This is a genomic window from Nesterenkonia rhizosphaerae, assembly GCF_039544555.1.
In the GTDB taxonomy this organism is placed as follows: Bacteria; Actinomycetota; Actinomycetes; order Actinomycetales; family Micrococcaceae; genus Nesterenkonia; species Nesterenkonia rhizosphaerae.
Window position 1 is genome coordinate 815,728 of record NZ_BAABLW010000007.1, and the last position, 14,325, is coordinate 830,052.

At 62.8% G+C, this 14,325-nt stretch carries 11 protein-coding genes; 8 read left to right on the forward strand and 3 right to left on the reverse strand.

Going from position 1 to position 14,325, the window contains the following annotated elements; genetic code table 11:
• Window positions 1-10 precede the first annotated feature (10 nt).
• A complete protein-coding gene (locus tag ABEA23_RS09490; protein ID WP_345477781.1) occupies window positions 11-565 on the forward strand; it encodes a hypothetical protein in 555 nt (184 codons plus the stop codon).
• Window positions 566-666: 101 nt separating this feature from the next.
• On the opposite strand, the gene ABEA23_RS09495 is transcribed toward ABEA23_RS09490, so the two are convergent.
• Window positions 667-2,040, reverse strand: a complete 1,374-nt coding sequence (locus tag ABEA23_RS09495; protein WP_345477782.1) for a CitMHS family transporter — start codon at window positions 2,038-2,040, stop codon at window positions 667-669.
• Between the two features lie 134 nt (window positions 2,041-2,174).
• On the opposite strand from ABEA23_RS09495, the gene ABEA23_RS09500 reads away from it, so the two are divergent.
• The 7 genes from ABEA23_RS09500 (at window position 2,175) to ABEA23_RS09530 (ending at window position 10,866) form a co-directional block, all read left to right on the forward strand.
• Window positions 2,175-3,632, forward strand: a complete 1,458-nt coding sequence (locus ABEA23_RS09500) for a helix-turn-helix domain-containing protein (RefSeq protein WP_345477783.1) — start codon at window positions 2,175-2,177, stop codon at window positions 3,630-3,632.
• Window positions 3,633-3,749: 117 nt separating this feature from the next.
• Window positions 3,750-4,523 (forward strand): LamB/YcsF family protein, encoded by a 774-nt coding sequence (locus ABEA23_RS09505; RefSeq protein WP_345477784.1) that lies wholly within the window; start codon window positions 3,750-3,752, stop codon window positions 4,521-4,523.
• The gene (locus ABEA23_RS09510) at window positions 4,520-6,220 is read left to right on the forward strand and encodes a 5-oxoprolinase subunit B/C family protein (protein ID WP_345477785.1); all 1,701 of its coding nucleotides are present in this window, start codon (window positions 4,520-4,522) and stop codon (window positions 6,218-6,220) included. The genes ABEA23_RS09505 and ABEA23_RS09510 overlap by 4 nt, the downstream gene beginning before the upstream one ends.
• Window positions 6,217-7,953: an acetyl/propionyl/methylcrotonyl-CoA carboxylase subunit alpha gene (locus ABEA23_RS09515; RefSeq protein WP_345477786.1), complete on the forward strand. Its 1,737-nt coding sequence runs from the start codon at window positions 6,217-6,219 to the stop codon at window positions 7,951-7,953. Before ABEA23_RS09510 ends, ABEA23_RS09515 begins: the two co-directional genes overlap by 4 nt.
• A gap of 36 nt (window positions 7,954-7,989) precedes the next feature.
• Window positions 7,990-8,691 (forward strand): GntR family transcriptional regulator, encoded by a 702-nt coding sequence (locus tag ABEA23_RS09520; RefSeq protein WP_345477787.1) that lies wholly within the window; start codon window positions 7,990-7,992, stop codon window positions 8,689-8,691.
• A 121-nt stretch (window positions 8,692-8,812) separates the two neighbouring features.
• On the forward strand, window positions 8,813-10,060 hold the full coding sequence (locus tag ABEA23_RS09525) for an NRAMP family divalent metal transporter (RefSeq protein WP_345477788.1): 1,248 nt from the start codon (window positions 8,813-8,815) through the stop codon (window positions 10,058-10,060).
• Window positions 10,061-10,071: 11 nt separating this feature from the next.
• Window positions 10,072-10,866, forward strand: coding sequence for a putative hydro-lyase (locus tag ABEA23_RS09530; protein WP_345477789.1), 795 nt, complete (start codon window positions 10,072-10,074; stop codon window positions 10,864-10,866).
• 8 nt (window positions 10,867-10,874) lie between these two features.
• Here ABEA23_RS09530 and ABEA23_RS09535 read toward each other — a convergent pair whose 3' ends face one another.
• Both ABEA23_RS09535 and ABEA23_RS09540 read right to left on the reverse strand, forming a co-directional pair.
• Window positions 10,875-12,701, reverse strand: coding sequence for an HNH endonuclease signature motif containing protein (locus ABEA23_RS09535; RefSeq protein ID WP_345477790.1), 1,827 nt, complete (start codon window positions 12,699-12,701; stop codon window positions 10,875-10,877).
• A 342-nt stretch (window positions 12,702-13,043) separates the two neighbouring features.
• On the reverse strand, window positions 13,044-14,321 hold the full coding sequence (locus tag ABEA23_RS09540; protein ID WP_260073254.1) for an MFS transporter: 1,278 nt from the start codon (window positions 14,319-14,321) through the stop codon (window positions 13,044-13,046).
• Window positions 14,322-14,325: the final 4 nt, after the last annotated feature.

A 14,325-nucleotide genomic window follows, 5' to 3' on the forward strand; every position in this document is an offset into this window, starting at 1 on the left:
TGAGGTCGATATGTCTATCGAGATCAACGGAATCGCACTGAGCAGTCAGCGGGCACCGCGACAAAACGAGGTGCTCACCGCCGATGCGCTCAGCTTCCTGGCCGCACTGCACCGCCAATTCTGGGCACGGGTGACCGAACTGGAGGAAGCCGGAGCACTCAGCGAGGGCGTCAGCGTGGCTGTACAGGACGGGGACGACGTCGTCGAACTCTCCTGGAATGCGTTCATGGCGCACCTGCTGAGCACACCGCCGAGCACCATCGTCCGTCCCCGGGGCCTTGCCCGCCGGGAACAACGGATGCTGTGCCAGGGCACTCCACTCTCGGCAGGTCTGGTGGACCTCGGCCTCTATCTCCACCGCAACGCACGCCGGCTGCTGGCCGAAGGCCGTGCTCCCTTTGTGGAACTTCCGCTGCTGGAATCCGAAGAGGAGGTGCAGCTGTGGCAGGACATCTTTACCGCAGCCGAGCGTCTCCTAGGACTGCCGGCTCGCAGTGTCCGGGCTATCCACTTGCAGCCCAAACAGCGGGCATTCCACAGAGAACAGACCCGGTTAGCGGCATAGTCGCCGCCGGTGCATAAACCACCGCCGCCCGGTGAGTCGGGGTTTCGAGGTCCCTTGACTCACCGGGCGGCGGTCTCTGTTCTCAGCTACGAGATATGTGACTAGGCGAAACTGATAATGCCCAACAGCAGCGCAGCGCCCATCATCACGATGGAGAAGCCCCACACGATGAAGAAGGAATACCGCAGGTGCTCGCCCAGGTTCGCACCGGCCAGACCCAGTGCCAGCCACAGGGCAGGGGAGAAGGGGCTGACGAAGGTGCCGATGATGTTACCGATGAGCATCGCATGGGCGATCTCCATACCCGGCACGCCGAACTGGCTTGCCGTGGCATCCACCAGCGGCAGCACCGAGAAGTAATAGGCGTCGGTGGAGGTCAGCAGATCCATGGGCACGCCCAGAGCGCCCATCGCGATATGCAGGTTCGGGCCCAGTGCTTCGGGCAGGATGGCCAAGGCGGAGAGCGCCACGGACTCCAGCATTCCGGAGGAATTGAGCACACCCAGGAAGACGGAGGCCGCCAGAATGACCGCACCCATCATCAGAGCATTCGGGGCGTGGGCGCGAATCCGCTCCATCTGCAGGTTGGATCCCTTGAAGTTCAACGGCAGAGCCAGTGCCACACCGATCATGAAGGCCAAGTGCGGGGGCAGTACATCGCCGAGCATCAGAGCAATAATGCCGACTGCCAGCACAACGTTGGCCCAATAGATCCAGCGGGCCGAGTTCATCCGCTCCACAATGTCAGCACGTTCAGCCTGCTGCCGCTGGCTGAAGGCATCAGCGATTCCGCGGACATCAACCTCGGCGGCCATTTCGATCTCACCGGCCGCTACCCGCTTATTGATGCGGCGGGTCTCGCGGATGCCCAGCAGCACAGCCAGGGCCACAATGATCAGCACGCCCACCACCTGCAGCGGGATCAGCGGGCGGTAGAGCTCCACCGGATCAATGCCCTGGACTGTTGCCGCCCGACCGAGCGGCCCGCCCCAGGGGATCATATTGACGATGCCCGCCGAGATGGCCAGCAGGAGCAGCAGCAGGTAGCGGCTCATATTCAGGGCCCGATACAGCGGCAGTAGAGCCGGGACCGTCAGCAGGAAGGTGGTGGCTCCCGCGCCGTCGATATGGGCCACCACGCCGATCAGCGCGGTGCCTACCGTCACCAGGACCACTTTGCCCCGGGTAGCCAGGATCAGTGCACGCACCACCGGATCAAACAGTCCCGCATCCGTCAGGATCCCGAAGAACAGGATCGCGAAGATGAACATGACGGTCACATTCATGACCTGAGAGACGCCGGAGTTGAAGAAGTCGACGACATCGGCGACGGCAAAGCCCATCAGCAGGGCTCCGAGAATCGGGGTGACCACCATGGCCACCACCGGAGAGACTTTGTTCCACATGAGCAGACCAACGGTGACGGCAATAATGCCCAAGCCGCCGAGGGTCAGCAGAGTTGAAGGCTCGTCCATTGAGCGAGAATTCCTTTGCAAGTTCGGGCCCCCGGACGTCGTCGTGACGAGAGCCGCACCACACCATATACCAGCGGTATCACTGTGATGTTGTCGCGGTCACAAAGATGACGCCGCTGTGTAAACTGACTCACATGCTGGCTCAGCAGGAGAACGACGACGACGTCGACCTCATCGCCCTCGGCCGCCGGGTCCGGCACCTGAGGAAGAAGCAAGGGATGACCCTTGATGACCTCGCCGAGCGGCTGAGCACCGCGCCGTCGCAGCTGTCTCTGTTGGAGAACGGTAAGCGCGAGCCCAAGCTCTCCCAGCTGCAGGTCCTGGCAAAAGTCCTGGGGGTCCGCCTTGATGACCTGTTCGGCGCCGAGCCGCCCTCGAAGCGGGCCGCACTGGAGATCGAGCTGGAAAAGACACAGCGTGGACCGCTCTACGCCGCACTAGGGCTGCCTACTGTGCGTATCTCCAGCAGGCTTCCCATGGATGTTCTGGAGTCCATGGTGGCACTGCAGCGCGAGCTCAAGCGCCGCCTGGAGGAACAAGCTGCCACCCCTGAAGAAGCGCGCCGGGCCAATACAGAGTTGCGCGAAGAAATGAAGGGGCGCAATAACTACTACGCCGAGATCGAGGCGGAGGCCCAGCGGATTCTTGATGCGGTGGGGCATACCTCCGGGCCGCTGAGCCACCATATCGCCGCTGATATTGCTCAGCATCTGGGTTACACACTGCGATTTGTCCCTAACCTGCCCAACTCCACGCGCTCAGTCACCGATCAGCGTCATCAGATCATCTACCTGACCCAGGGACGTTCCCGGGACTGGGATGCGCGAAGCGTCCTGCTTCAGGCGCTGGGGCACCAGGTGCTGGGGCACACCGAACCGCAGGACTATTCGGAGTTCCTGCGCCAGCGCGTCTACACCAATTATTTCGCTGCGGCCCTGCTGATGCCCGAGCGAACCGCAGTGGAGTTCCTTGCCCGGGCGAAGAACGCCAAGGCGCTGGCCATTGAGGATCTCCGCGATGCCTTCGCGGTCTCATATGAATCAGCCGCCCACCGATTCACCAACCTGGCCACCGAGCATTTGGGCATCACCTGTCATTTCCAGAAAGTGCATGAATCCGGGATCATCCACAAGGCCTACGAGAACGATGGCGTGAGCTTCCCTGCTGATCACTCGGGCGCGATCGAGGGGCAGACTATCTGTCGGGAGTGGACATCGCGTCAGGTATTTGATGTGGAGGACAAGTTCCGTTCCTTCAATCAATACACTGACACCCCGGCCGGTACCTATTGGTGCACCGCTCGTACTGAGGCCCACTCCTCAGGCATCTACTCGCTCTCTATCGGGGTGCCTTTCGCGCATGCGAAGTGGTTCCGCGGCCGGGACACCACTTCGCGTTCAGTCTCGCGCTGCCCGGATGATCCCAGCTGCTGCCGGATGCCTCCGGCGGCACTTGCTGAGCAGTGGGAAGGCCAGGCTTGGCCCGCGGCGCGCGCCAACACGCACTTATTGGCAGCTATGCCGCAGGGCGCGTTTCCCGGGGTGGACACCACTGAGGTGTATCAGTTCTTACAGCGTCATTCTCGGCCGTAATCCTGCGCTGCCTCACTATGTGAACAGCTCTCCTCTTGTTGACGTCGTGGTGTTATTGTTGAACAATCCGGAACGTAATGCAGGTCTCACCGGGACCTCTGACCGAGGAGGAATCGCATGCCACAGATCGATCTGAACAGCGACGTCGGAGAGTCCTTCGGCAACTGGAGCATCCCCGATGAGACCATGCTCGGCATTGTCTCCAGCGCCAATGTGGCCTGTGGCTTCCACGCCGGGGACCCCATGCGCATCAGGGCCACTGTTGAGCAGGCTGCCGCTGGAGGCGTAGCCATCGGCGCGCATATCGGCTACCGGGATCTGCCCGGTTTCGGGCGGCGCTTCATCGACTATGACGCAGAAGAGCTCGCCGCTGAGGTGCTCTACCAACTTGGTGCCCTAGAAGGTCTGGCGGCGGTGGCCGGCACCCAGATTCGATACGTCAAGCCCCACGGCGCCCTCTACAACACCATCGTCAGCCACCAGGTCCAGGCTCGTGCGGTCATTGATGCCATTGCCAGCTACGCCGAGGCCACCGGACGAGACCTCCCGGTGCTGCTGCTGCCAGGATCATATGCGCTGGAGTATGCGCGCGAGACTGGGCTGCGCGGGGTGGCTGAAGCCTTCGCCGACCGCAACTACAACCCTGACGGAACACTGGTCTCCCGGCGTGAACCTGATGCGGTGATTCACCAGCCCGAGCAGGTGGTGGAGAATATGCTCCGCTTGGCCCAGGAGGGGGTGCTCATCGCTCGTGACGGCACACGGATCGAGACCGAAGCGGAAAGCATCTGCACCCACGGTGACACTGCCGGGGCAGCAGAACTGGCGCGCACGCTGCGGCAGGCTCTGGAGGACGCCGGCGTCGAGATTCGCAGTTTTACCGCCTCATGAGCACCCAGCGATCCCAGCCCGAGGTGCCCGGCTCCATCGCGGAAGCCACTAGCAGCATTCACCGCGCGGGCACGCACTCGCTGCTGCTGGAGTTCGCGGACCTCTCCACCGTTCTGGCCTGCCATCAACAGCTGCGCAGCCAGCCGCTGCCCGGGCAGCAGGAGCTAGTGGCTGCCGCCCGGACGCTGATGATCCGGTTCGCAGCTCCGCACCACATCAGCCAGGCACGTCGATCCTTAGAGCGGATCACTGTCCCGGAACTTGAGTCAACCGGGGCCAAAGAAGTGGTTCTTCCGGTGATCTACGACGGCGAAGACTTGGCTGAACTGGCGGAGTCACTGAATATGAGTCCCGAGGCTTTGATCCAGTGGCATACCGGAATGCCCTGGACCGCGGCCTTCGGCGGGTTCGCACCTGGTTTCGCGTACTGTGTGCCGGCCGGGCAGGACGCTTCAGGGAAAACGCGTGCGCTCAGCATCCCCCGGCGAACCTCGCCCAGGACCGCAGTGCCGGCAGGGGCTGTGGCCCTGGCCGGAGAATTCTCCGCTGTCTACCCGCGCGTCTCTCCTGGAGGCTGGCAGCTGATCGGTCACACCACTGAGGCCATGTGGGATCTCCACCGCGCAACCCCGGCGCTGCTGAGCCCCGGTGACACGGTGCGCTATGAAGCCGTCCGCCCCGAAGCTGCCCGCTCCGAAGCTGTCCGTGCCGAAACGGTGCGAGGTTCCGCCGAAATCACGCCTGAAGCCGGCGACGACGCCGCACCTGAAGGTGCAGTACTGGAGGTGACCTCCCCGGGGCTGCAGATGCTTATCCAGGATTTCGGGCGGCCCGGGCTCAGTGACCTAGGAGTCTCCCGCGCCGGTGTTGCCGATGAAGCTGCCGCGCGCCAGGCCAACCGCCTTGCAGGAAACCGTCCTGAGGCAGCGGTGCTGGAGATTCTCAACGGGGGCGCCAGCTTCCGAGCTCAGGACACTGTGGTGCTGGCGGTGACCGGGGCCGAGGCGTCTTTGGTCATAAAGGATCTCGACGGCGGCGAACGTCCCGTACCGCAGCGGGCGGCCATCGCCCTCGTGGCGGGGGATGAGCTGAGCATCAGTACCGTCGAACGAGGAATGCGCGTCATCCTAGCGGTGCGCGGCGGAATCAGCGCCAACCCAGTGCTGGGCAGCGTCTCAGCCGACACGATGTCCGGCCTGGGGCCCGCGCCGCTGCAGGTCGGGGATCTCCTCAGCTGTGGAGCCGCCGCCGTCGGGCCCGTTGGATGGCCGGAACCCACCACCCTGCCCGAACCTGATGAACAGGGGCGAATCCAACTTCGCTTCACCTATGGTCCCCGCGATGACTGGTTCAGCTCCGAGGAAGCCACGCGACTTGCCGCCCAGACTTGGGCTGTGAGTGCCCAGGCAAATCGCATCGGCATTCGGCTGGCACCGGCAGCAGAGGATCCCGCAGCTCGACCATTGCAGCGTCTGAAGAAGCAGGAACTGCCCAGTGAAGGCGTACCGCGCGGTTCGCTGCAGATGCCCCCAGAAGGAAACCCCGTGCTGTTCCTCAATGATCACCCAGTCACCGGTGGCTACCCGGTCATGGGAGTGATCCTGCCCCAAGATCTCTCCGCCGCCGCCCAGCTGCGCCCCGGCGATACTGTCCAGCTGGTCCCCGTTGACCCCGACTTTCCCCAGGAACTGACATGAAGCGCATTCTGATTGCTAACCGCGGAGAGATTGCTGCCCGCATTATCCGCAGCGCCCGTGAGGCCGGATACAGCACTGTGGCGGTCTACGCAGACCAAGACATCACCGCCCTGCACACCGAGCTGGCAGATACCGCAGTGGCGCTGGAGGGGGATACTGCAGCGCAGACCTACCTCGACATGCAGAAGCTGCTGCAGGCAGCGCAGACCTCCGGAGCCGATGCTGTGCACCCGGGCTACGGGTTCCTCTCCGAGAACGCGGACTTCGCCCGTGCTGTCATCGACGCCGGGCTGACCTGGATCGGGCCACGCCCAGAGACCATTGAGGCACTGGGCAACAAGATCACTGCCCGGGAAATCGCATTGCAGGCCGGTGCGCCTCTGGTGCCGGGAACCGACGGCCCGGTCAGCAGCGCGGAGGAGGTCCGCAGCTTTGTAGCCGAACACGGCCTGCCGGTAGCTATCAAGGCCGCTCATGGCGGTGGCGGTCGCGGCATGCGGGTGGTCCGCGAAGAAGCGGAGATCGATGATGCCTTTGCCTCGGCCGTCCGTGAAGCTGAGGCGGCCTTCGGGCGGGGGGAGTGCTTCGTTGAGCGGTTCCTGGACCGTCCGCGGCACGTTGAAGCCCAGGTGATCGCCGATACCCACGGCCGCGTCGTCGTGGTGGGGACCCGCGACTGTTCGCTGCAGCGCCGCAATCAGAAGCTCGTGGAAGAGGCTCCGGCCCCCTTCTTAGAAGATGACATCCGGCAGCGCATCCATGACTCGGCCCGCGCTATCTGTGCCGAGGCCGGCTACGTGGGTGCTGGAACCGTGGAGTACCTGCTCAGCCCCGATGGGCTGCTGAGTTTCCTGGAAGTCAACACGCGGCTGCAGGTCGAGCACCCGGTCACCGAGGAGACTTCCGGGCTGGACCTGGTGGCCGAGCAGCTGCGCATTGCCGAAGGCCGTGAACTCTCCGTGACGCAGGACCCGCAGCCGCGCGGGCACTCTGTGGAGTTCCGCATCAACGCAGAAGACCCAGCGTTGGGATTCCTTCCCACGCCCGGTCCGGTCGAGCTCTTCCAGCCCCCAGCAGGCGCTGGCATCCGTGTGGAGACAGCCGTGCGCTCTGGGGACGAAGTCTCCGGTGCCTTCGACTCCATGTTCGCCAAACTCATCGTCACTGCTGAGGACCGCGCTACGGCCATCCGTCGGGCACGGACCGCGCTGGCCGAAATGCGTATTCAGGGACTTCCCACCGTGCTGCCCTTCCACCGCAGTGTGTTGGAAGCTGAGGATTTCATCGCTGCAGAAGGGGACTTCCGGGTCCACACCCGCTGGATCGAAACAGATTTCGCTGTCGAGTTGGAATCCTCGGAGCATCTGGAACGTTCGGTGCGGCACCGTGAGCAGGGCATCCGCCGGGCCGTTGTGGAGTTGGATGGGCGTGCGGTGGAACTGGGGCTCCCCGAGAAGCTGCTGGGACTCTTCGGTCAGGCAGAGAGCTCGGCAGGGGCAGCCGACGACGCCGCAGGGGGCGACTCCGCGGTTCGCTCGCCGATGGCGGGAACGCTGGTGAAGTGGACCGTCGCGGACGGGCAGCAGGTTCAGGCCGGAGAGGCGCTGGCTGTAGTGGAGGCGATGAAGATGGAGCAGACCATCAGCGCCTCCGTGGCAGGGATCTTCCGTCGTGAGGAGCTGGAACCAGGTAGTTCGCTAAAGAGCGGCGATGTGCTTGGACGTATCGAGTAGAGAGCGCAGCACTCAGTCGGTATAGATTAAGTGGCTATGAGTACCGATGCCTGGGCGAACATTCCGCGGGTCGACCCCGGCGATCATGCCCACCTGGCTGAGCGTGTGGCTGCGGCTTTGCGCAGCACCATCTCCGGTGGGGCCGTGCTTCCTGGGACCAAGCTTCCAGAAGTACGGCTCACCGCACAGCTCGGGGTTTCGCGGCATACTCTTCGCAGCGCGTTCCAGCAGCTGGCCGGTGAAGGGCTAGTTGAGCGCCAGCCCAATCGGGGAGTTTTTGTCCATTCCCCGACGGCGGAGGACGTGCGCGAGATTTACCGAGTTCGACGGATTGTGGAGACGGGGGCACTTCGCGCGGCCGATTTCTCCAGCGAGTCCATTGCCAGACTTCAGGAGATCGTTGATGAGGCCAAGCGGGCCAGAGCGGACGTTGATGTCCCGGGTATGGGCCAGGCCAACCAGCAGTTCCATCGTCTGATTATCGCCCAGGCTCACAGCGCCACACTCGACACACTGATGAGCCAGATTCTGGCCCGGATGCGGCTGGTCTTCCATACCCGCAGGAACCAGCCAGACTTCCACAGCGGCTATGTGGACTCGAATGCGCAGCTGGCCGAGCTGATTGGACAGGGTCGGCGCCAGGAGGCTGAGAACTTCTTGATCGAGTACCTCAGCCGGGCTGAGTCGGAACTCCTGGAGCACATGGGGAAGCCGGCTGAGCGTGTTACACGCAGGTAAAACCTCGTGAGATTGTTCCACAATTCGTTGCCTAGATTGTGGAACAACAGCTATTCTCAAGCCAGCATGTGATGCACACCGCATTTACAGCTCACTCCACCCAACAGTGAGGCTTAAGACCATGGCTGAAACCACAGCGGCAAAGGGACCCACTTTTGTGGCTACCCGCCGCACCGCCCTGCTGGGCGCAATGTTCCTTATGGCTGTCAGTGCCGTGGGGCCAGGGTTCATTACCCAGACTTCCACCTTTACGCTGCAGTTCGGCGCGGCCTTCGCTTGCGCGATCCTGATATCGGTGCTCGTTGATATCGCTATCCAGCTCAATGTCTGGCGGACGCTGGGGGTCTCTGGCCTCTATGCTCAGGAACTGGGCAACCGGATTGTCCCTGGACTGGGCTGGGCACTGGCGGCGTTGATCTTCTTTGGCGGCATTGTCTTCAACATCGGCAATATTGCCGGGGCCGGGATCGGTATGAACGCGATGGCCGGTATTGATGCCCGTATCGGCGCCACCATTTCAGTGGTGATTGCGCTGCTGATCTTCCTGTCCAAAAAGGCCGGAGTTGCCCTGGACCGCATCGTGGTGGCCTGTGGTGCGATCCTCATTCTGCTGATGATCTGGATGGCCATCACCACCGCGCCTCCGGTGGGCGAGGCTCTGCGCCAGACAGTGGCTCCGGTGCTGCCGGACGGGGAGACACTGAACACTTTCTTCTTTGCAGTGGTTACCCTGATCGGTGGGACCGTCGGAGGGTATATCACCTATGCCGGTGCCCACCGGCTCATCGCCTCCGGGCACACCGGGCCGGAGAACGTCTCGGCAATCTCACGCACGTCAGTGCTGGGCATCGTGGTGGCCAGTGTGATCCGATTCCTGCTGTTCCTGGCGATCCTGGGCGTGATCAGCACTGGCGTGGCATTGGCAGCAGATAATGTGGCGGCCTCGGCGTTCCAGGCAGCGCTGGGTGAGATCGGCCTTCGGGTCTTCGGCGTTGTCTTCTGGGTGGCTGCTATCACCTCCATCCTGGGGTGCACCTACACCAGCATCTCCTTCGTGACCACGCAGAAGACTTCACCGCGAGTCCGGGCCTGGCTCTTCGCAGGTTTCCTGGCCTTGACCCTCGGCGTGTTCCTGACGCTGGGACAGGCCCCGCAGACCCTGCTGATTATGGCTGGTGCGTTCAACGGTGCAGTGCTGCCGCTGGGCTTCGCGGTGATTCTGATCGCGGCCTGGTTCCGGCGCGATCTGCTTCAGGGTTACCGATACCCGAAGTGGCTGCTGATCGCCGGAACCGCAATTTGGCTGCTGACTATCTACATGGGTGCGAACTCGCTCGGCGGGCTGGCCGCTCTGTGGAGCCAGGGCTGATTGAGGCCACTATGACTACCGGTGAGAACCTTGCGACTTTGCTGCCCTCAGCGGCCAGGTCCCAGTTCCGGGCGGGGCTGCGTCGGCCTACCAGCGGCTATAGCGCAGGCTATGCACAGGCGAATCTGCTGGCGCTGCCACGGGCGCAGGCCTTTGACATGCTGCTGTTTGCCCAGCGCAATCCAAAGTCGTGCCCGGTGCTGGGAGTTCTCGAGCCCGGTCAACTCAGTTCAACGCTGTTAGGAGGCGGGGATATCCGTACCGATATTCCCGCCTACCGGGTCTACCGTGACGGTGAGCTCATCGATGAACCCAGCGATGTCGTGGAGTATTGGCGCGATGATCTCGTGGCCTTCCTGATCGGCTGCAGCTTCACCTTCGAGGCGCCGCTGGTAGAGGCTGGGATTCCTATCCAGCATCAGCTGCAGGGAGTCAATGTGCCGATGTACCGGACTACGGTGCGGTGCGAGTCCGCCGGAAGCCTCAGCGGTCCCATGGTGGTGTCCATGCGGCCGCTGCCACCGGAGCGGATATCCGACGCGGTGCGGATTACCTCGCGGTATCCCGGTGTCCACGGCGCGCCGGTGCATATCGGAGACCCGCGCCAGTTGGGAATCAGTGACCTTCAGGCCCCCGATTTCGGGGACGCGGTAGAAGTCCCAGCTGGCTGGCTGCCGGTGTTCTGGGCATGCGGTGTCACGCCACAAGCAGCAGTGATGGAATCGCGCCCTGAGCTGGCCATTAGTCATGCGCCGGGACATATGCTCATCACTGATCTGCCCAATGCTTCCCTCCAGGTGCCCTAGGTGCTGGGCTAGGCGGCGAGGTCGTACTGGACCGGAGCGGCGCGCCACATCAAGTCTGCTGCGGTAAGTAGTCCGGCAGGTGGGGTGTCCTCGGCGGAAGTGTAGCCAGCAGATTGGCGGCCGTCAGGGCGATGGTCACTGAGGACGCGCTCGCTTAGCCAACGCTCGGTTTGTGAATGAGCACTGGGTGAATGGGTGCTGGGTGAACCAGCACAGCGTGAATGTGCGCTTCGCGAAGGAGCGCTCGGAGAATGCGCGCCGCTTGGTTGTGAGCTAGGCCAATGCGTTCTGTTGGCGTGAGAATGTTCTGCGCCGGGGGTTGGACGGTGCTGACTGCGGTTCGGACTGGAGTCTTGCTCGGAGTCGCGGGGTGGTGGGTGAAGGAATCCGTGGGATTTCATCCGGTGATGACGCCGGCATAACGCCCAGAGGTTGTCGGCGGTGGTTTCTCCGCCGTGTTCCCAGGGTGTTTGGTGGTCGATATCGCAGCGCTCAGCGCTGATGGTGCATCCGTCTGCTTGGCAGGTCCCGTCTCGGAAGATCAGCGCGTCGCGTAGGTGCTCTGGTGGGTAGCGGCCGATATAGCGGGCGCTGAGCAGGTCATACTCTGCGTTCCTAGAATCCTTGCGGGACCGGCCTTGGTACCAGTGGTGGTTGGCCTCGGGATCTGCGGCGACGTGGCGTGCTTGGTGGGCGGGGATCATCCATGACCGATCTGCAGCCATCGCCGGCTCATCACTGTCACCGGTGAGGGTGGCCTCTGGGATCATGATCATGATCTTGGCATCAACCGCGGCGTCATAGACCCGTCCATCGCGAAGCCAAGCGGTGAAGAGGTCAGCTACCCGCTGAGCAAGGGTGCGAGGATCACTGGCGCCAGGGTCACTGGCGTCGGGGTTTGTGGTGCTGGGATCCGCTGCACGCGCGTCACTGGCGCTGGAGCGCGTGGTGCGCGGACCGGCGCCATGGTGATGCGTGGTACTGGAGTCAGAGGACTGGGCATCAGCGGTGTGGCGACCCGCAGCGCCCGATTCCATGGTGCTCGTTTCTGCACGACCTTGTCCTGCGTCGCCAGTTTCTGCGCTGCCAGGGCTTGCCTGGCAGCGATCAGCCGCGGTGTCCCCGCCCGGGATGGGCTGGTCTCCGTTGGGCTGGTCGAAGCTGGGCTGGTCCATGCCGCGGGCGGCGGCTTTGAGGCGCTTCTCAATCGCCGCGGCTTCCAAGGTGGGGATATAGGCCTGCAGATAGCTCATCCCCTGAGACAGGTGCTGAAACCGCATGAACCGGTCCTGGGATGCCTTCTCACAAGCCCGCGCATAAGCCTCTGGGTCAAGTGAAGCGGTGTAGCGGGTGAGCCAGTGGTGAAACTCCGAGAGACTACAACGCTGGGCTTGTTCTGCCGCGGCCTGATCTAACTGTTGAAGCAGGTCCGCGGGGAGGTCACTAGTGGTGGCGGCGTCGACGGTTTTCCGCACCCGAGGCAGGTCAATGAGCCCCTCAGTAAACGCCCGCCATGTGCGAGGCAGGAAGTGGCGAGCCTCTTGGGCAGTGTTGAGGACGGTGGTAGCAGTACGGTCACTGACCCCGAGGATCCGAGCGGCATCATGAACAGCGGCACGGTCTGCCTCGGACCGGGTGACCAGGGGTTCCTGTGTGTAAGACGCTGCAGTTCGTTGTCGGTATTCCATCAGGGCGGTGATTTTGGCTGCTTCAGCCCGACGGGAGGCGACCTGCTGTTCCCAGGCGGCAGCCAATTCGGGTTCCCCAGCGAGAGTTCTCAGGTGCTCAGGCATAGGAGGGGCACTGTTGGCGCTGCTGGTGGTGGAAGCTGCCATGGTGATCACCCCTGTCCCTGTGCCGGCCTTGCGGCCTGGCCTTATACCTATGCGCACATGCCTGCGTGTACCTGTCCATGTATCGAATCTATGTTCTATAGTTTCATGTCGCCTGGTACTTGTCGAGAGTTTTTGGGCACTTTTTAAAGACAGGAGTAGAAAGGCTGCGAAACGAGAGAGGGGACGCGCCACAAAGCGACGGTTTCCCCGCCCCAGACGTGACTCGAGCAAGATCCCGCGGCTCAGACCTCCGGAGCCTGACCACCTCGTCATTCACACGCTGCTAGTGACGGCACTCTCCACGTCCTGGTGGATCCTCGCGGACGAGGACCCACCTACCTTTCAGACTTTGGGCATCAGCCCTGTGCGTGGTGGCGGCTCACCCCGGCGCGGACCCCGGGCCGCAACCCCTTGACGTACGCCATATCTGCCATGGACCAGCCAATACAGCCCCAGGGTCACAACGACGACGGCGGTGCAGCCGGTGTACATCACCTGATAGCCCCAGTGCTCCACCAACGGGCCGAGGAACAGTGGGGCAAAACCAAAACCCACATCCATCAGGATGAAGAAGGTCGAAATGCCGATACTGATCCGGTGCGAGGGGACCTTGAAGGTGATGGCAGCCTGCAGGGCAGGCAGCATTGAGCCGAAGCCGGCCCCAGCCAGGGCACCAGCCAGCACCACTGCCCATTCACCCGGAGCCCAGGCCAGCAAGCCCATGGACCCCACAAAGGTGGCCAATGCCGGAAAGAGCACCGCATTGTCGCCATAGCGGTCCTGAATCCTTCCGGTGAACAAGCGGGTGGTCAGCATGCAGGCGGAGTAGACCAAGAAGAAGATACTCGCGGCGTCGAGCATTCCTAAGCTGCGCGCGTAGCCATTAAGGAAGGTCATCACTGAGGCGAAGGAGATACCCAGCAGCATCCCCACCACCGCAATGGAAATCGCTCGGGGCTCCATGATGTCTGAGGGGCGCAGCCTCAACCGTTCCCTCAGTGGAGTGCCTGAAGGTTTGATCTCCGGCACCGTGATCAAGGCGGCGAAGAGGAATGCCAGTCCAGACATCGCCGTCACTGAGATGAACATCGCATCAAAGCCGAAACGTTCGGTCAGCTGAATGGCCAGCAACGGGCCGATGGCCGGGGGAAGGGAGTTGGCCAACAGGTAGTAGCCGGATCCCTCGCCGCGGCGAGAGCGCGGAATGATGTCGAAGACCGCTGCGGTGAGCGCGGTCTGCCCGAAGCCCAGCGCCACACCATGCAGCACACGCAGCCCCACCAGCATTTCAAAGGAGCTCACGCCCATATAGGCGACCCCTGCCAAGGTATACACCAGCATGCAGACCACCATGGTTCGCTTCCGGCCCAGGGTATTGACCCATTTGCCGGCAAGGAACCGGGCGAAGAGAGCACCTACCACGAACGCGCTGGCCGCGAAGCCGGCAGAAGTCTCACCAGCGGCGAACTCGCTGGCGGCATAGACTGCCATACCTGTCACCAAAGTAAAAAAGACTGTGGTGATGATCAGGTTGATCGAGGTGGCCAGCAGGAAGTTCGAGGTAAACAGTCGCTCAGGCTTCGGGCTCTGCTGTTCATCACGCGAAGTATCCTGATCCACAACA

Excerpts from the sequence above, each read along its gene's own strand:
- ABEA23_RS09500 (WP_345477783.1), top strand. The coding sequence starts at position 2,175 with ATGCTGGCTCAGCAGGAGAACGACGACGACGTCGACCTCATCGCCCTC.
- ABEA23_RS09520 (WP_345477787.1), top strand. The coding sequence starts at position 7,990 with ATGAGTACCGATGCCTGGGCGAACATTCCGCGGGTCGACCCCGGCGAT.
- ABEA23_RS09490 (WP_345477781.1), top strand. The coding sequence starts at position 11 with ATGTCTATCGAGATCAACGGAATCGCACTGAGCAGTCAGCGGGCACCG.
- ABEA23_RS09535 (WP_345477790.1), bottom strand. The coding sequence starts at position 12,701 with ATGGCAGCTTCCACCACCAGCAGCGCCAACAGTGCCCCTCCTATGCCT.
- ABEA23_RS09505 (WP_345477784.1), top strand. The coding sequence starts at position 3,750 with ATGCCACAGATCGATCTGAACAGCGACGTCGGAGAGTCCTTCGGCAAC.
- ABEA23_RS09495 (WP_345477782.1), bottom strand. The coding sequence starts at position 2,040 with ATGGACGAGCCTTCAACTCTGCTGACCCTCGGCGGCTTGGGCATTATT.
- ABEA23_RS09515 (WP_345477786.1), top strand. The coding sequence starts at position 6,217 with ATGAAGCGCATTCTGATTGCTAACCGCGGAGAGATTGCTGCCCGCATT.
- ABEA23_RS09525 (WP_345477788.1), top strand. The coding sequence starts at position 8,813 with ATGGCTGAAACCACAGCGGCAAAGGGACCCACTTTTGTGGCTACCCGC.
- ABEA23_RS09510 (WP_345477785.1), top strand. The coding sequence starts at position 4,520 with ATGAGCACCCAGCGATCCCAGCCCGAGGTGCCCGGCTCCATCGCGGAA.
- ABEA23_RS09530 (WP_345477789.1), top strand. The coding sequence starts at position 10,072 with ATGACTACCGGTGAGAACCTTGCGACTTTGCTGCCCTCAGCGGCCAGG.